Origin of the sequence: Polaribacter aestuariivivens (assembly GCF_005885675.1) — a bacterium.
Taxonomy (GTDB): domain Bacteria; phylum Bacteroidota; class Bacteroidia; order Flavobacteriales; family Flavobacteriaceae; genus Polaribacter; species Polaribacter aestuariivivens.
On record NZ_VANR01000005.1, the window covers coordinates 183268 to 202459 of the forward strand.

A 19192-nucleotide genomic window follows, 5' to 3' on the forward strand; every position below is an offset into this window, starting at 1 on the left:
AGTTTCAACTTTTTTTTATTTATTTTATTTCTGAGAGTAAAACCTCAACTGCTTTTTTAAGTTGTTCATCTTCTCCTCTAGCTCTCCAACCAGGTTTGTTTTCAACTAAATAATCTGGAACTGCTGGTCCATGTTCCATGTTCATTCCAGATTCTTTTACATACCAAGCTCTGTAAGGCATTCTTATAGAACCATCTTGTAATCTTTGTGATCCTGTAGATATTACTGCTCCAAAAGTCGGTTGTCCAACCAACTTTCCTAAGTTGAAACTTTTAAATGCATGAGCAAAAATTTCTGCATTGGAATAACTACTTTGATTTGCTAAGGCAACTAAAGGTTTTGTGTTTACAGACAACAATGCTCTTTCATTAAAAGGATAATTCTCTGCAAATTTTTTATTATCTCTTTGTAAGTTATTTGTAGCTCCTCTTGGTACTGTATATGCATGTTGTTGCACTGTTAAAACTGCCATTAATCGATCTGTAGTCCATCCACCACCATTGTTTCTAACATCAATAACAATTCCTTTTTTACCATAACCAGAAGCTTTTAATTCTCTTTCAAAACGCTCAAAACTTGGTAAATTCATCCCTTGAATGTGAATATAACCCAATTGTCCATTTGAATATTCATCAACTAACTTTTTACGAGAATTAATCCACTCTTCATAACGAAGTGTAGAGATTGCTCTTGTGCTTTGTGTTCTAACAACTACGTCTTTATTGTTGGATAAGGTTAATAAAATTTCATCACCAGAAGTATTTTTTAGTAAACTATAAAAATTGGTGTTTTTATCGATTGTTTTTCCATTTACTTTTTCAATTACATCACCAACATTTAAAGAAACATTGCTTTTTGTTGCTGCCGAATTTGGTAATATATAATTTATTTTTACTCCGTTTTTAACATTCGAAACATCTAAACCTAGCAAACCAACATTATCGTTAAAAGTTTCTTCTGGAGTTCTGCCTCTATATCCCATGTGACTTGCATTTAGCTGTCCTAACATGTTATTGAACATAAATGTATAATCTTGTTTGGTTGATGCAGCTAACACCCAAGGTCTATATCTTTTTACGATTTTATCCCAATCATAACCATGAAAATTAGGATCATAAAAACCAGCTGTAATTGCTCTTACTCCTTCTTCAAAAACTTGTTCGTTAAGCTTTTGAAAATTTGTTGTGTAAGTTGCAGAATGATTAAAAGAAGTAACTTTATCTGACTTTAAATTTAATGATTTTAATTTTCCTCTAGAAGCATAATACAAGGTCTCTTTATGCAAACTTGAATTCCCAATATTAGAAACTCCTTTCACTTCTTTTGGTGTTCCTCCAGTAATTTCAACTTTATAAAATCCGTTTTGATTGGTTGCAGGGTTTGTAGCAGATATGTAAACACTTTCACTGTCTAAACTAAACATTGCTCCATATTCATTACCAGCCCAACTTGTTAATTGTACTAATCTATCGTAAATTTTGTCTTCATCAATTTTTACAATAATTTCTTTCTTCTCTTTTTTATCTTTCGATTTTTCTTCTTTTGGTTGATAATAAGCACCGTCTTTAAAATCTGCTTTTGTTTTTTCCCAATCAGATTTTTGCAACCAAACCATCCAAGTATCATAATTTATACCTCCTCTATCTCCTGCTCTATTGGAAACAAAAGTCAATTTTTTACCATCTGGACTCCAAACTGGAGCAACATCTGATCTTGGATGCATAGAAACATTCATTTTTGTTGATGGGTTTTCTACAGATTGAATAAAAATTTCGCTATCAAAATCTAGATCTTGCTGAGAATATGCAATGTATTTACTATCTGGACTCCAAGAAACACCTCTTGCAGCTGCCCAAGAATCTGAATACGTTTTAGGCTTAGTTATTTTACCATCTTTTACATCTGCTATTACCAACTTCCCTCTTCCAACTCTGTAAGAAATTTTCTCACCATTTGGAGATAATAATGGTTCAAAAACATCAATTTCACTTTTTGTTAGTTGTGTAACTTCTGTCTTTAAACTTCTACTTAAGTTTACATTTTCGTCTAAAGAAACTACTCTATACAGTTCATTTTGTCCATTTCTGTCTGATACAAATCCTAATGTATTATCATCTATCCAAAAAGGACTTTCATCTTTAAAAGTGTGATTACTCACATTGTTTGTTCTTGTTTTTTCTTTATCATTTTCTTTGACAAAAATTTCTCCATTAATGCTTAATGCAACTAATTTTCCATTTGGTGAAACACTTACATCACTAATATTACTTGTAGTGGTTTTGGTTTCTTCTAGCTGAAATCTATTATCTGTAGCTAAATTCAAGTTTATTTTTTGAGTAGCTCCATTTTGCATTTTAAAAACTTCGATACCACTATTGTACATAATAGTTCCATCATTACTCACAGAAAAAGATAAAACACCATCTGTTTTTAAGTTTGTTAATTGAGTTTCTGCTCCTTTTTTAGTTCCATTTACATTTAAGGAAGTTTTGTAAATATTGTATCTACCACTTTCTGCCCCTATGTAATAAAGATTATTTTGTGCATCCCAAAGTGGAGTGTGATCGTTTTTTTTACTTGTGGTAATTTGATGATATTCTTTGGTTTTTAAGTTATAGATCCAAATATCTCTTTGTGCAGGTCCATTATAATCTTCTCTTGAAATTCTACAAGTTCCTTTCACAAAAGCTACAAAATTTCCGTTTGGAGAAATGCTTGCTTGACTTCCTAAAGCAGTCATAAAACGATTTGGAGTTCCTCCTTTTTCGTTTACTGCATAAATTGAAGATTCTCTTTCTGTTCCTTTGAAAATTCGATTGCTGGAAAAAATAATTTCTCCATCAGCATTCCAAAAACTAGGTGTATCTGTTGTTGGATAATAAGTTAATTGTTCTGGAACACCACCATTTAAATTGGTTTTAAATAGTTTTGTGTATCCTTTTCTATTAGAATTGAACACTAGTTGATTACTTTCTGTATTCCAAATAGGGTTGCTTTCGTAAGCTTGATGAATGGTTAATCTTTTAGATTGATTTGTAGCCAAATCTAAAACCCAAATATCACCATCGAAACCAAAGGCCATTTTTGAGGCATCTGGACTAATTGTTGGTGTTCTTACTAGGGTTTCTTGCCCAAAAAGGAAAGTAACGTTCAATAAAATGGTTAGAAGTAGTAAAGTTTTTTTAGTCATTTTGCTGGTTTTTAAACAACTAAATTAAACTTTACAATACTATTACCCTAATGGTTTTCTTTCTTTAAGAAATTTTTAAGATTTCATTAATTAAGTATTGGTTGTATAAAATCATCTATTTTATCAACTCCGTTTTTATCTAAATTTTTGATGAAAGCAGAACCAATAATAGCACCATTTGCAAATTGACAAGCTGTATTAAAAGTTGATTTATCTGAAATTCCAAAACCTACAATTAATTTACTTTTTAAATTCATGGCTTTAATTCTTTTAAAATAAGCAATTTGCTCTTTAGAGATTTCACCTTTTGCACCTGTGATGGAAGAAGATGCAACTACATAAATAAATGCTTTGGTATACCTATCTATTTTTTTAATTCTTTCTTGCTCTGTATTTGGTGTGATTAGAAAAACGTTTGTCAATCCATATTTATCAAACAACAGCTGGTAATGATTTTCGAACTCAACCATTGGTAAATCAGGAATAATTACCGTATCAATTCCACAATCAATTACTTTTTCACAAAACTTATCTTCACCATATTTTAACATTTGATTCAGATACCCCATTAAAACCAAAGGTGTTTTATTGGTTTCTTTTATGGTCATTAATTGCTCAAAAACAATGTCTAAATTAATTCCGTTTTGTAACGCTTTGTGACTACTGTCTTGTATGGTTGGTCCATCTGCTAAAGGATCTGAATATGGCAAACCCACTTCAATAAAATCTACTTTACTTTTTTCTAAAGCTGCTATTACTTTTGTAGTATCGTCTAATTTTGGAAAACCACAAGTAAAATATATAGATAAAAGGTTTTTATCTTTTTGTTGAAATAATTGTTGAATTGAATTCATATGTTTGGTTGTTGGTTTATAGTTTTTAGTTGTTGGCTTACAAATCCAAAACTTTTTACTATTTATCTAAATGCTCAATATATGTTTCTAAATCTTTATCTCCTCTTCCAGATAAATTTATTACTACAACTTGATCTTTTTTCAAATCCATTTTTGGTAAAACAGCCAAAGCATGAGCAGTTTCCAAAGCAGGAATAATACCTTCTATTTTGGTTAATTCATATGCTGCAGTTAACGCTTCTTTATCGGTTGCATTCATAAATATTGCTCTTTTGCTCTCATATAAAAAAGCATGTAAAGGACCAACTCCTGGATAATCTAAACCTGCAGAAATAGAATAGGGTTCTACAATTTGCCCATATTCGTCTTGCATTAAAATAGTTTTACTACCATGAATAATTCCTACTTCTCCTAATTGAGAAGTGGCTGCGCTTTCGCCAGAATTTACCCCTAAACCAGCTGCTTCTACTGCAATTAATTCTACATCTTCATCATCCATGTAATGATAAAAAGCACCAGCAGCATTAGAACCTCCACCAACACAAGCAATAATTGTATCTGGATTTTCTTTACCTGTTTTTTCTTTTAATTGCCATTTCATTTCTTCAGAAATAATCGCTTGTAATCTTGCAACCATATCTGGGTGTGGATGTGGACCAACTACAGAACCAATTAAATAAAACGTTTCTGGATTTTGAATCCAATATCTTATAGCCTCGTTTGTGGCGTCTTTTAGAGTTTTTGAACCACTTGTGGCAGGTACTACTTTTGCGCCTAACATTTTCATTCTGGCAACATTAGGAGCTTGACGTTCAATATCTTTTTCGCCCATAAAAACAGTACAATCTAATCCCATCAATGCACAAACTGTTGCTGTAGCAACTCCATGTTGACCAGCACCAGTTTCTGCTATGATTTTTGTTTTTCCTAATTTTTTAGCGATTAGAATTTGACCAACAGTATTATTCACTTTGTGTGCTCCTGTATGATTTAAATCTTCTCGTTTCAAATAAATATGAGCGCCATATTTTTCGGACAAACGTTTTGCCAAATACAAAGGTGTTGGTCTACCAACATAATCTTTTAATAGTGATTTGTATTCGGTTTGAAATTCATCAGACTCAATAATTTGGATGTAATTATCTTCTAATTCTTTCACATTTGGATACAACAATTCTGGAATAAATGCGCCTCCAAATTGTCCAAAATATCCGTTTTTATCTGGGCTGAATTTTGATTTCATATTTTTTATTTTCTGTCAGTCATTGCGAGTTTACGAAGCAATCTATTTATAAGTAAACAGATTACTTCACTCCGTTCGTAATGACGTTATTTTTAAACTTCTCTAACTCTTCTATTTTCTTAATTCCAGGTTCACTTTCAAATTTACTGTTTACGTCTAACGCATAAATTGGTAAATCTGAATCTAATATTTTTTTAACCGAATCCAGATCCTCTAATCCAATTCCACCACTTAAAAAGAATGGTTTTTTAAAAGGGTATTTTTCTAAAACAGACCAATCGAATTTTGTTCCATTTCCTCCTCTTTCTTTTCCTTTGGTATCGAATAAAAAATAATCTACAACTTCTAAATATGGTTTTAAAACATCAATATTAAATTCATCTTTTATTCCGAACACTTTTATAATTTCTACTTCGTTTTTAGGAATTTTATGTTGATTTTTTTTCTTTTTGATATTTTTATTCTCCTCTATCTTTAGTTCTCGACTGCGCTCGAACTGACATTTTAATGCTTTTATATATTCAACGGTTTCATCACCGTGCAATTGAATAGCGTTTAAACCATATTCCTCTACTAAAGAAATTACAATTTCTTTATATTCATTTACGAAAACACCCGTTTTTTTAATTGATTTTGGAAGTTCAGGAATAATTCCTTCAAAATTTCTTTTTGATTTTTCATAGAAAATAAAACCCAAATAATCAGGTTGCATTGCTGCAACTTGTTGAATATTTTCTGTGAATTTCATTCCACAAACTTTCAGTTTCATACTTATCTAATTTGATCTATAAATTCTTGACAAGCTTCTCCTGGATTTTCTTCTTTCATAAAATTTTCTCCAATTAAAAAACCGTGAAAACCAAATTCTTTTAATCCGGTAATAATTTTCGGATCAGAAATTCCACTTTCAGAAACTTTTACACAAGTATCAGGAATTTGATTTGATAGCTTAATAGAATGTTCTAAATCAACTTCAAATGTTTTCAAGTTTCTATTATTAATTCCTATAATTTTATTATCTAAATCATTAATCTTATCTAAATCTTCTTGTGTATGCACTTCATACAAAACCTCTAAACCTAAATCTACCGCTAAATTTCCGTAGTTTTTTAGTTCTTTTGAAGTTAAACAAGAAGCAATTAGTAAAATAACATCTGCTCCAATGGCTTTGGCTTCCACAATTTGAAATCCATCCACAATAAAATCTTTTCTTAAAATAGGTTTTTGTTGATTGATAACTCTTGCTTCCATTAAATCTGCCATGGTTCCTCCAAAAAAGGAAGTATCTGTTAAAATAGATTGTGCTGCAACGTTTGCATCTAAATATCCGTTTGTAACTTCTGCAATTGTTGCAGTATCGTTAATAATTCCTTTAGATGGTGATTGTCTTTTAAACTCTGCAATAATTCCTGTAGACCCCACTTCTAATAGAGATTTCTTTAACGAAAAAGTGGTTCTTCCAAAACTAGGACTTTCTACCAGTTTCTTTACAGGAATTTCTGCTTTTATTTTAGCAACTTCCTTCTTTTTAAATGCGATTATTTTATCTAAAATTGTCATATAAATAATTATGAATTCTAAATTAAGAATTACGAATTTGTGTTTCTAATTGTTTTTTGAATACTTCCGATAATTTTTAAAATTTCTTCTATATCTGTAGTTAAAGATTCTGATTCTTTGTCTGATAAAAAATCGGTATCTTTTAATAAACGAATCCAATAATGAGATTCTCTTGCTTCTTTGTAAGCTATTGTTAATTTGGCGAAAAAATCTTTTCTGCTTTGTCCTCCAATTGCTTCTTCAACATTTGCTCCTATTGAAGTGCCTGAGCGTAATAATTGTTTACTTAATACAAATTCTTTCTTCTCTTGCGATAAATGCTTGTATAATTTCACAATTCTAACTGCAAAATTATAGCTTTTAGTTTGAATTATGTTATCCTTTTTCATCACTCATAATTAATAATTCGTAATTGTTAATTATTCAATCTTTTATTTCTATATCTTAAAAAAAAGAAAACAATTATTCCAACAATTAAGCCTACAATTGTATGCTTAAATAATTCTTTAGTTTGTATTCCAATTGCCACTCCCATTAATAAAAATGCTGGAATAATTAAAAATAAATTGTTCTTCTTTTTTGCCATATTACTTTCTTAAAACATCTATTTGTCTGGTCGAGCGCAGTCGAGACCTAAATTAACCTCTCGACTGCGCTCGAGGAGATATCGTACTTATAAACTTACTAATTTCTCTAACGTGTTCTTTGCTTTCAACCCGAAAAGCGAACTTTTTGCTTCCTCAAAAGCATTTTCAAAAGACTTTGCATCATCAACAATGGTTAATGCAAAAGCCGCATTTGTTAATACTACATTATTTTGAGCATCTGTTCCTTTTCCTTCTAAAATGGTTTTAAATATTTTAGCAGCATCAACAACAGAACTTCCTCCAAATATTTCTGATTGCTGAATTCTTTTCTGCCCTAAATCTTCTGGTTTTATAATTTGTTCTCCTTTTTTGGTGAAAAATTTAAATCCGCTTGTTAAGGAAATTTCGTCATAACCATCCAAAGCATGTATAATTCCGTAATTGATATTTTCTTCTTGCAAAATGTAATTATACAAACGTGCAATTTCCAAATTGAAAGTCCCTAACATATGGTTTTTAGGTGAACTTGGGTTTACCAAAGGACCTAACATGTTAAAAAACGTTTTTAATGCCAATGCCTTTCTTGTTGGCCCTACAGCTTTCATTGCTGGATGAAATTTTGGCGCATGTAAAAAACAAATATTTGCTTTCTCTAAATGCTCTTTTAAAACGTTCTCGTCATTTGTAAAATTATACCCAAAACTCTCTAACATATCTGATGAACCAGATTGCGAAGACACAGAATAATTACCATGTTTTGCTACTTTTTGACCTGTTCCTGCAACTATAAAAGAGGTTAGTGTTGATATGTTAAATGTATCTTTTCCATCTCCTCCAGTTCCAACAATATCAATGGTATTATAATCAGAAAAATCTACTTTTATTGCCAATTCTTTTAATGCATTTCTGAATCCAGAAAGTTCATCTGTAGTAATTGGACGCATCATAAAAACAGTCATAAATGAAGCTAAATGTGCGTCATTGTATTTCTCAGCTGCAATATCTATTAAAATTTGTGTTGCTTCTTCTTTAGACAATCTTTCGTGGTTATAAAGTCTGTTTAATATATTTTTCATTAAAAAAGCCCTTTTAATTTAAATCCCCTTTTATTTTCCCCAAAGGGGAAAAACACTCTTGTGTTAATAGCTGTATTTATTCTCTCTTTTCCCACAAACTTGCTACTTCTTCCCTTTGGGAAGATTGAGATGGGAATTAATAAAATTAGTAACCAATTGCTCACCAACATCTGTTAAAATTGATTCTGGGTGAAATTGAACTGCAGAAATTGGAAATATTTTATGTTCAATCGCTTGAATCAAACCATCTTCATCTCTTGCGGTTACTTGAATTTCTTCTGGAAAACCTTCGTCTGTTGCTGCCCAAGAATGATAACGTGCTGCTAAAAATGTTTCTGGAACATCTTTAAAAATAGTCGCGTTTTTATCTGTGACTATCATTTCTGTGGCAACTCCGTGAAAAACCTCGTCTAAATTGATAATTTTTCCACCAAAAACTTCGGTAATGGCTTGTAAGCCTAAACAAACTCCGAATATTGGTTTTACACCAGCATAGGTTTTAATTACTTCTTTTAAAATTCCTGCTTCATCTGGAATTCCTGGTCCTGGAGACAACATAATGATGTCGAAATTTCCAACATCTGCAATACTGATTTCATCGTTTCTGAAAACTGCAGGAAAATTTCCTGTAATTTTCTCTACCATGTGAACCAAATTGTAGGTAAACGAATCGTAATTATCTAATATTAATATTTTCATATTTAAAGCTTTTAGCTCTTGGCTCTTGGCTTTCAGCAAATAACTAAAGGCAAAAAGCGAACAGCCAATTATATATTTTCCGCTAATATCAACGCTTTTTTTAACGCTGCTAACTTGTTATTTACTTCTTGTAATTCCTTTTTTTCGTCGGAATGAATTACGATTCCTGCGCCTGCTTGCGAATACAAAACGTTGTTTTTACTGACGAAAGAACGAATGGCAATCGCCAAATTTACGGAACCATCTAAACCGATAATTCCAACTGCGCCACCATAAAAACCACGTGTTTGGTTCTCGTATTTATCGATTAATTCCATTGCTTTGTATTTTGGAGCGCCACTTAAAGTCCCTGCTGGGAAAGTGTCACCGACAATTTCAATTGGATTTCCTTTAATTTTTCCTCTAACCGTTGAAACCAAATGTATTACATGGCTAAAATACTGCACTTCTTTAAAAACTTCAACAGTCACATTATCAGCATGTTTACTTAAATCGTTTCGTGCCAAATCTACCAACATTACGTGTTCTGCTGTTTCCTTTTTATCTTCGGATAATTTTTTACCCAATTTTAGGTCTTCTGCCATATCTCCAGTTCTTCTGAAGGTTCCAGCAATCGGATTAATCGTCGCTTTTCCTGCGGAAATCTTAATCTGTGCTTCAGGTGAAGAACCCATTAATTTAAACGAACCATAATCGAAATAAAACAAATATGGTGATGGATTTATAGAACGTAAAGCTCTATAAACATTAAATTCGTCGCCTTTAAATTTTTGTTGAAATTGGCGTGATAAAACCAATTGAAAAACATCTCCTCTTTTACAATGCGATTTTGCTTTTTTAACATAATCGATAAATTCATCGCCAGTTACATTTGAAGTTTCTTCACCGACAATTTCAAATTTTTGCGTGTTAAATGCTTGTGCATCGATTATTGTTTGAATTTCTTTAATGCGAGAATCTGTTCCTTCTTCGATATTTTCCATTAATATCATTTCATCATTAAAATGATTAATAGCAATTATAAATCGATAAAAACTGTATTGCATTTCTGGAATTGCAGAAGGTGCTTTTTGGTTTTTAAATTGAATATTCTCGAAATATTGAACAGAATCAAACGTAGAATACCCATACAAACCATTGAATGATTTTAATTCGGCAGGACAATCTAAATCTACGGAATTCGTGAATTTATCGAATAATTCATAAAAATTTTTATCAATTTTTTGAGAACTTATCTGTGTTCCTTTATGAGCAACCGAAAATTGATAATCTTCTACTTTCATTGATAAAATTGGATCAATCGCAATAAAAGAAAAACTTTCTTCTTTACTATGATAATCGGAACTTTCTAATAAAAGCGTATTTGCAAATTTATCTCTAAAACGTAAGTACAAACCTACAGGTGTTACTGTGTCTGCAATTTTTGTTTTATGGATTGTTTTAAATTTTATATTGTTCATCTTTTATTTTATAGATACTGAAACAAGTTCAGCATAAAAAAAGGCTTATCGTGAGATAAGCCTTTTCTTTGTATTTATAATATAGGTTTAGTTCTCACTTATGAATTAAGAGAGTTCCACCACCATGTATTTTTTGTATTTGATTTCATTGTTCCACAAAAATAAGGTAGATTTCTTAATTAAGCAACCTTTCAAATGATTTTTATTTTACAGAGGCTGAAATAAATTCAGATTGAAAATTATCTTATAATTTTCACATTCATTTCTTCCACCTTTTTATCTGATAAAATTGAAGGTGCATTAAATAATAGATCTTCAGATGAACCTGTTTTTGGAAACGCCATAACTTCTCTAATAGATACTTTCTTTTCTAGAATCATCATTAATCTATCTATTCCCCAAGCAATTCCTCCATGAGGTGGCGCTCCATATTGGAATGCTTTGTACATAGTTCCCACACTTTTAAGCATTTCTTCTTTATTATATCCCATATTTTTATAAGTTGCTTCTAAAATTTCTGCTTTGTGTGCACGAACAGAACCTCCACCAATTTCGTAACCGTTTAAGATTAAATCGTATTGTTGGGCGATTATTGTTCCGATTTCTTCTCCTTCTCCAGTCATATGTTTTTCTAAATCATATACTGCTGGCATCGAAAACGGATTGTGTGTAAACGTCCATCTTCCTTCGTCTGTTTTTTCAAACATTGGAAAATCTACAACCCAAGCTGGTCTTAATTCTTTTGGGTTTATCAACTTTAAAATGCGTCCCATTTCTTGACGAACAGCGTCTAACGCTTTGTTAGCAGTTGCATAATCTGAAGCAGAGAAAAATACAATGTCACCAATTTTTGCATCGGTAACTTTTATGATGTTTTCTGCTATTTCTTCGCCTAAAAACTTAATAATTGGCGATTGTAAATCGTTTTCATTTACAATAATATAAGCCAAACCTCCAAGACCATTTTGTTGTGCAATGGCTGTCAAATTTTCAATTTGCCCTTTAGACATTCTTTTGTTTCCTTGTTCTTTGGCAGAAACTTTGATACATTTTACAATTCCACCTTCTTCAATGGGTTTGCTAAAAACCTGAAAAGTAGTATCTTTTACAATATCTGTAATGTCTTGCATTTGTAAACCATAACGTAAATCTGGTCTGTCACAACCATATTTATCCATGGCATCTTTATAAGTTATGACTTCGAAAGGATGTAAAATCCATTTTTTACCATAGATTTTACGCACCACTTCATTAAACATTTTGGTGTTTAAATCTATGATTTGTTGCATACTTGCGTACGCCATTTCGATATCTAATTGCGTAAATTCTGGCTGTCTGTCTCCACGTGAATCTTCATCTCTAAAACAACGTGCAATTTGAAAATATTTTTCAAATCCACCTACCATTAGCATTTGCTTAAATTGTTGTGGCGCTTGTGGTAACGTGTAAAAAGAACCCGATTGTTTTCTTGTTGGTACAATAAATTCTCTGGCACCTTCATCTGTTCCTGCAGTTAAAATAGGCGTTTCAATTTCTAAAAATTCTTCTTCATCTAAAATGTCACGCAATAATTTTATTACTTTATGACGATTTACAATGGCTCTACGAACATCATCATTTCTGTGGTCTAAAAATTTATATTGAAAACGTACTGTTTCATTCGATTTTGTAGCTCTTTTTATTTCAAAAGGCAATGTTTTAGAAAGGTTTAAAATTTCTAAATCAGAAGTTTCTAACTCTAATTTACCCGTTCTTAAACCTGCATTATAATCGTCTTCATTTCTTTGAACGACAACTCCTGTTACAGAAATTACAGATTCTGGTTTCAACTTCACCAATTCATCTAAATTCGGGAAAGATTCTCTACTTAAACGCACTTGAAAAACCTGATTGCTTGAATCTCGTAAATCGATAAACATTAATTCTCCATGATCTCTTACACTCGAAACCCAACCAGATAAAGTTACTTTTTGGGTAATAGATTCTTCTGATAGTTGCGAAATCTTATGCGTTCTGTATGTTTCCTTAATTACGATAGGTACTTCAGGTAAAACCTCTTCTTCTAAATTTACTTTATTTCCTTCTTTATCTGCTTTTTGCTGTTGGCTTTTAGCATTTGGCTGACCACTAATAGCTAAAGGCGAATGGCTAATAGCTTTTAGAATTCCCTCACGAATTACTTTCCCAGAAGCTCCTTTTCCAATAATTGCAATTACTTTTCCAACAAGAATTCCTGCTTTTCCTTGGTTTCCTGCTTTAATATCGTTTGAAATGGCTTCATTTTCTGAAATTACTTTTTCTATAGCTTCAAAAATTTGAGCTTCGGAAATTGTATTGTCATCAAAATACTTTTTAAAATCGAAAGTTCTGTCTTTTAAGTAGGATGTAATTCCGTTTTGAACTAAAACAGACGTAATTTTATCAGCTTTAAAAAGTTCAAAAATTTCAATTAAATGATTGATGTCGTGAATATTTTCATATTCCTCTGCACCTAAATTATTTACCAACGTTTTTGCCACAAAAGACGGATCTTGCAAAGCATTATTTATGGTCATAAATGTTTTAGAACGAATGGCGTCTGCCGTAAAAAATTTGGCATCTTGAGGTAAAACTCCACCTTTAATTAAGACGGATTCTACTGCATGAGGTAAAGCACTTGCATCAATTTTTATAGAATTTACAACCTCTTTTATTGATACAAAAGGAATATCTGGTTCAGAAATAAAACGGTAATCCGCTTCAAATTCCTTTTTACGCATGGTTTTGGTTTGCTTTAAATCTGCATCCCACAAAACCGTAGTTTGGTCAGGTCTAAATTCTTTATGTTCTGTATAATAATTTAATTGTTTTTCAATTTCTTCCTTTAAAGCATCCACCATAAACTTGAAGGAGTTCAGGTTTTTGATTTCTGTTCTAGGGTTTAAATTATAAGTATGTTTTTTACGAAGTGAAACAGAAACATCCGATTTGAACTCCCCTTTTTCTAAATTCGCTTCAGAAATTCCTAAATTCTGTACAATTCGTTGAATATATTGTGCATAGGTAGAAGCATCTTCAATATTTCTGATACAAGGTTCCGTTACAATTTCAATTAAAGGAACACCAGCTTTGTTAAAATCAACTAACGAAATTTTCTTTTCGTGCATCAATTTTGCGGCATCTTCTTCAATATGGACTTGTGTTAGATTCACCGTAAATTGCGACCCATCATTTCTATAACAAGAAACTTCTCCATCTGGAATTACGGGGTTATGAAACTGTGTAATTTGTATGTTTTTCGGATTATCAGGATATTCGTAGTGTTTACGATCCCAAGAAATAACTTCGTTCGAAAAAGTAGATTTTACTGCTTTTCCAAAATAAATTGCTTTTGTTATTGCTTCCTTATTAATTGCTGGTAAAACGCCCATTTGTCCTGTACAAACCGAACAAATATTTGTGTTTGGAATTTCAGTTTCTTCATTAGGGCAAGAACAAAATAATTTTGTGTTTGTATTTAAACGAACGTGCGTTTCTAAACCGATAATTAATTCTAAATCGTGTGCTTTTAAAGCATCTTGTATTTGATCTAATTCCATTATAAAATATCGTTTAAGAAGTTTGCAAATTGTAAGACTTGTGCATCTTTTTTCTTGTCTGCTGTAATTTGTAATCCTGTTTCTGTTCCTTTAGGTATTGTTAATGTTGGTAATTCTCCCAAACTAAATCCAACAGTATAAGCATCAGATAAATACATCGCTAAAGGATCATTTAAGCTCTCGCCAATTTTAGGCGGATTAGCAGGAGTTACTGGAGATACAATAATATCAACTTCATTAAAATCGTCACTAAATCTTGCAGAAATTTGGTCTCTTAAATTTTGTGCTTTTAAGTAAATTTCATCAGAAAAACCTTGCGATAAAACTTGGTTTCCACCAATAATTCTTCTTTTAGATTCTTCAGAAAACTTTTCTGAACGTGTAATTGAATAGGTGTCTTTTAAATTCTCACCTTCAATTCTTGCTCCGTAATTTGTTCCGTCTAAACGTGATAAATTAGAAGCTGTTTCTGCCATCGCCAACGTATAATAAGTAGAAACTAAAACATCCGAATTAAAAAAATCTAATTCTTTTACTTTAATTCCTTTGGCTTTTATTTTATCAATGGTTGCTAAAAAATCTTGTTTTATTTGTGGTGAAATTGCTTCACTTTCTATAAAATTTTTAAAGTAACCAACTGTTTTTATTGTTGATGAGTTTGAGACAGTATCTTCCAAAATTTCTTCCGAAGAAAAAGTAGTTTGGTCTCTAACATCTTTTCCACTCATTATATTCAATACAATTCTAATGTCTTCAATGGATTTTGCAATGGGTCCAACACAATCTGTAGAAGATGCGTATGCCATTAATCCGTAACGAGAAATTCGTCCGTAAGTTGGTTTTAAACCATATACTTTATTGTAACCTGCTGGCTGACGAATAGAACCTCCAGTATCGCCACCAATTGAAAACGCAGTAAAATCTTTGGCAACATTCACAGCAGAACCTCCAGAAGAACCTCCACCAACTAAATCGGGATTTATTGCATTTTTTACTGCACCAAAAATGGTATTTTCAGAAGAAGAACCATGACCAAAACTATCGCAATTTTCTTTTACTAAAGGAATTGCGCCTGCATCTAGTAATTTTTGAATAGCTGTTGCTGTATAAGAAGATTTGTAGTTTTTCAATAAATCGGAACTTGCAGTTGTGTAAGTTCCTTGAACCATATACACATCTTTAATTCCGAATGGAATTCCCTCTAAAAGGCCAATTTCTTCGCCATTTGTAATTTTTGCATCTACTTTAGAAGCCAATTCCAAAGCCATAGAATCTAACAAAGAATTGACAGTATTATGCGTATTTTGTTTTAATAAATTTAATTTTTCTTGTACCAAAGCAGTACACGAAATTTCTTTATTTATTAATTGAGTGTGTATTTTTTTAATCTGACTCATATATTTTATTTTTTAGTTTTGTTGTTATCAACTAACAACCAAAAACCAACAACTAAAAACTATTTCTTAATCTTCTATAACTTTAGCAACCACTAAAAATCCGTTTTTTTCTTTTGGAAAATTCTCGACAATTATTTCTTTTTCAATCTTAGAACTCTCAATCACAACATCTTCTCTTAAGTCATTTAAAGAAACTACATTGTTATTATTGACATTATTATTAGCATTATTATTCTGATTCGCATTTTTAATTACGTCAAATAATTTATTTACAGATTCTGATGGTACTGCGCCTTTAATACTCGATAAAATATCGACTGTCATTATTTTACTCATTTCTTTAATTTTTTAATTAAAAAAAGCCTTCCAATTAGGAAGGCTTTATATATTTTTAAACAACAACCTTCCGTCCTAAAATTTAGGATTATTGAAATTACGATTGTTATTATTAATTGTCATTTTTGTTCTTATGCGAGCAAATATATGCAGAATAAATGGTTCAAAAACTTCTTTTCTAAGTTTTTGTGTAAGCATTATAATATCTTCAAAAATTTGAACTAAAATTATTAATATCATAAAATATCAAATAAATATTTTGTTTGTAGTATTTTTTGGCGTTCCCTAAAGGCCATACTTTTCATCATATCTTTATGCGAAAAGCAAAAAGAATGACGTTATAATCTCTAATGCGAGTTCGTAACAAAAAAAGTAAGGTTTAGAAAAAAAAATTCCATAAAACTAGAAAAAAATAAAAATTTTAAAAGCGAAAATTTAAGATGTAAGCAATTTTATGAAATTTCAGTTTTTAACTCTGAAAGAAAAAATTGAAAATCAAAAATTAAATCATTTTTAAGCGATTTAAGACACTTTTTCGTTTTTAACAAATGTTGATAATTTTAAAACTAAACCGCTTAAAACATTTGAAAAATAGCTTGAAAATCGTAAATTTGAGTTTACGAAACTTGTTATTTAAAAGCAAGCTATATCAACCTTAAAATAAAAAATCACTTTTATAATGAGCGAAGACAAAAAGAAAGAATATGATGCGTCCAGTATTCAGGCATTAGAAGGAATGGAACACGTAAGAATGCGCCCTTCCATGTATATTGGAGACGTTGGAATACGTGGTTTACACCATTTAGTATATGAAGTTGTAGATAACTCAATTGATGAAGCAATGGGTGGTTATTGCGACGCAATTGATGTGATTATAAATGAAGACAATTCGATTACCACTAAAGATAACGGACGTGGAATTCCTGTTGGAATTCATAAAAAAGAAGGCGTTTCTGCATTACAAGTTGTAATGACAAAAATTGGTGCAGGTGGTAAATTTGATAAAGATTCTTATAAAGTTTCTGGTGGTTTACATGGTGTAGGTGTTTCTTGTGTTAACGCTTTATCAGATCACTTAACAGCAACAGTTCATAAAGAAGGTAAAGTTTGGCAGCAAGAATACGAAAAAGGAAAAGCCTTATATCCAGTTAAAACTATTGGAGAAACTGATTTTACAGGTACTATTGTAACTTTTTTACCAGACAAATCTATATTTACACAAACAACAGAGTACAATTATGAAACGCTTGCAACTCGTATGCGTGAATTGGCTTTTTTGAATAAAGGAATTACAATTACCTTAACAGATAAAAGAAGAAAAGATGATGAAGGAAAATTTATTACAGAGACTTTTCATTCTGACGAAGGTTTACCAGAGTTTATTAAATATTTAGATTCTACTCGTGAGCAATTAATTGGTTCTGTAATTTCTATGGAAGGTGAGAAAAATGGAATTCCAGTGGAAGTTGCCATGGTTTACAATACTTCTTATGCAGAAAATTTACATTCTTATGTAAATAATATTAATACACACGAAGGTGGTACACATTTGTCGGGATTTAGACGTGGTTTAACAAGTACGTTAAAAAAATATGCTGATGAATCTGGTTTATTGAAAAACGTGAAATTTGAAATTGCTGGTGATGACTTTCGTGAAGGTTTAACCGCAATTGTTTCTGTAAAAGTGGCAGAACCTCAATTTGAAGGACAAACCAAAACCAAACTAGGTAACAGAGAAGTTACTTCTGCAGTTTCACAGGCAGTTTCAGAAATGCTTACTGATTACTTAGAGGAAAATCCTAATGATGCAAAAACTATTGTACAAAAGGTGATTTTAGCAGCAACAGCAAGACATGCAGCACGTAAAGCCAGAGAAATGGTGCAACGTAAAACTGTAATGTCTATTGGTGGTTTGCCTGGAAAATTATCTGACTGTTCAGAAACTGACCCAGCACAATGTGAAATTTTCTTAGTTGAGGGAGATTCTGCAGGGGGAACCGCAAAACAAGGTCGTGACAGAAATTTTCAAGCAATTTTACCTCTTCGTGGAAAAATTTTAAATGTTGAAAAAGCAATGCAACATAAAGTTTTTGAAAACGAAGAAATTAAAAATATGTTTACTGCTTTGGGTGTTTCTATAGGAACTGAAGATGATCCAAGAGCTTTAAATTTATCAAAAATAAGATATCATAAAGTAGTTATTATGTGTGATGCCGATGTTGATGGATCGCATATTGCTACCTTAATATTAACGTTTTTCTTTAGATATATGAGAGAAATGGTAGAGCAAGGTTATATTTACATTGCAACACCACCTTTATATTTAGTGAAAAAAGGGCAGAAAAAAGAATATGCTTGGGATGACAATCAACGTGATTTAATCGCTCAACAAATGGGAGGTTCTGTTTCTATTCAACGTTATAAAGGTCTTGGAGAAATGAATGCAGAACAATTGTGGGATACAACCATGAATCCTGAGTTTAGAACTTTGCGTAAAGTTGTTATTGATAGCCCTACTGAAGCTGATAGAGTTTTCTCTATGTTAATGGGTGATGATGTTCCACCAAGAAGAGATTTTATTGAAAAAAACGCAAAATATGCTAATATTGACGTTTAATTAGCACAAATTGTAATAAAACTTATAACATATAAACACCTCTATTTTTATAGAGGTGTTTTTTTATCTAAAATCTTATTTTGCATACGATAACAGACAAATAACTTAAAAATATGGATTATAAATCAACAGAGAAAAACCTAAATAGACCTAACAATATTTCTAGCAAATTCTTTTTATCCGAAACAAAAATACCTGAAGAAGTTGATGTTTTAACAGTATCTTTTTTTGGTAATTACCCACAAGGTTCTTCAGGTAGCGACACTGCAAAATATATCTCAAAACAAATTATTTCTGGCTTTATTAATTTTGATCCAGATGCAATTATTTTAGATTTTAGAGCATTGACATATAATTGGGGAAATTCTTTATTAAGAATATTCCAAGATATCTCTCAATTTAAAGACTGTGGAAATACTGAAGAAGAGCCTAATTTTCCAGTTTTAATTCTTGTTTCAGAAAAATCTAAAGCAGGCATAACTTCCTTATTAACACCTTCAAATTCTGAAAAACCATTAGAATTTATTTTTGAAGATGAAAATTTAGCTTTAAAAGAAGCTTTTAAAAAAGGTAAATATTGGCTAGATAATTAAAC

15 protein-coding genes are annotated in these 19192 nt (G+C 31.3%); 2 read left to right on the top strand and 13 right to left on the bottom strand.

The window, feature by feature from the left end; translation table 11 throughout:
- Window positions 1-19: 19 nt before the first annotated feature.
- The 13 genes from FDT66_RS10485 to FDT66_RS10540 form a co-directional block, all read right to left on the bottom strand.
- Window positions 20-3190 (bottom strand): S41 family peptidase, encoded by a 3171-nt coding sequence (locus FDT66_RS10485; RefSeq protein WP_138536264.1) that lies wholly within the window; start codon window positions 3188-3190, stop codon window positions 20-22.
- 86 nt (window positions 3191-3276) lie between these two features.
- Entirely contained in the window at window positions 3277-4044 is a 768-nt protein-coding gene (gene trpA, locus FDT66_RS10490) for a tryptophan synthase subunit alpha (RefSeq protein ID WP_138536266.1), read from the bottom strand.
- Between the two features lie 58 nt (window positions 4045-4102).
- Complete coding sequence (gene trpB, locus FDT66_RS10495; protein ID WP_138536268.1) at window positions 4103-5287, bottom strand: tryptophan synthase subunit beta; 1185 nt, start codon at window positions 5285-5287, stop codon at window positions 4103-4105.
- 61 nt (window positions 5288-5348) lie between these two features.
- Complete coding sequence (locus FDT66_RS10500; RefSeq protein ID WP_138536270.1) at window positions 5349-6056, bottom strand: phosphoribosylanthranilate isomerase; 708 nt, start codon at window positions 6054-6056, stop codon at window positions 5349-5351.
- A gap of 2 nt (window positions 6057-6058) precedes the next feature.
- Window positions 6059-6847: an indole-3-glycerol phosphate synthase TrpC gene (trpC, locus tag FDT66_RS10505; protein ID WP_138536272.1), complete on the bottom strand. Its 789-nt coding sequence runs from the start codon at window positions 6845-6847 to the stop codon at window positions 6059-6061.
- 29 nt (window positions 6848-6876) lie between these two features.
- Window positions 6877-7236, bottom strand: a complete 360-nt coding sequence (locus FDT66_RS10510; protein ID WP_138536274.1) for a four helix bundle protein — start codon at window positions 7234-7236, stop codon at window positions 6877-6879.
- Window positions 7237-7262: 26 nt separating this feature from the next.
- On the bottom strand, window positions 7263-7433 hold the full coding sequence (locus FDT66_RS14050) for a hypothetical protein (protein ID WP_171032369.1): 171 nt from the start codon (window positions 7431-7433) through the stop codon (window positions 7263-7265).
- 87 nt (window positions 7434-7520) lie between these two features.
- The gene (trpD, locus tag FDT66_RS10515) at window positions 7521-8510 is read right to left on the bottom strand and encodes an anthranilate phosphoribosyltransferase (protein ID WP_138536276.1); all 990 of its coding nucleotides are present in this window, start codon (window positions 8508-8510) and stop codon (window positions 7521-7523) included.
- 102 nt (window positions 8511-8612) lie between these two features.
- On the bottom strand, window positions 8613-9209 hold the full coding sequence (locus FDT66_RS10520; RefSeq protein ID WP_138536278.1) for an anthranilate synthase component II: 597 nt from the start codon (window positions 9207-9209) through the stop codon (window positions 8613-8615).
- Window positions 9210-9277: 68 nt separating this feature from the next.
- Window positions 9278-10669: an anthranilate synthase component I family protein gene (locus FDT66_RS10525; RefSeq protein WP_138536280.1), complete on the bottom strand. Its 1392-nt coding sequence runs from the start codon at window positions 10667-10669 to the stop codon at window positions 9278-9280.
- 239 nt (window positions 10670-10908) lie between these two features.
- Window positions 10909-14247 carry a bifunctional amidotransferase subunit GatB/aspartate--tRNA ligase AspS gene (gene gatB/aspS / locus FDT66_RS10530; RefSeq protein ID WP_138536282.1) on the bottom strand — a complete coding sequence of 1113 codons (3339 nt, stop codon included), beginning with the start codon at window positions 14245-14247 and terminating at the stop codon, window positions 10909-10911.
- A complete protein-coding gene (locus FDT66_RS10535; RefSeq protein WP_138536284.1) occupies window positions 14247-15644 on the bottom strand; it encodes an amidase family protein in 1398 nt (465 codons plus the stop codon). The genes gatB/aspS and FDT66_RS10535 overlap by 1 nt, the downstream gene beginning before the upstream one ends.
- 66 nt (window positions 15645-15710) lie before the next feature.
- Complete coding sequence (locus FDT66_RS10540) at window positions 15711-15980, bottom strand: Asp-tRNA(Asn)/Glu-tRNA(Gln) amidotransferase subunit GatC (protein WP_171032370.1); 270 nt, start codon at window positions 15978-15980, stop codon at window positions 15711-15713.
- 679 nt (window positions 15981-16659) lie between these two features.
- Here FDT66_RS10540 and gyrB point away from each other — a divergent pair.
- On the top strand, window positions 16660-18597 hold the full coding sequence (gene gyrB, locus FDT66_RS10545) for a DNA topoisomerase (ATP-hydrolyzing) subunit B (protein WP_138536286.1): 1938 nt from the start codon (window positions 16660-16662) through the stop codon (window positions 18595-18597).
- A gap of 113 nt (window positions 18598-18710) precedes the next feature.
- Entirely contained in the window at window positions 18711-19190 is a 480-nt protein-coding gene (locus tag FDT66_RS10550; protein ID WP_138536288.1) for a hypothetical protein, read from the top strand.
- The last annotated feature ends 2 nt before the right edge of the window (window positions 19191-19192 follow it).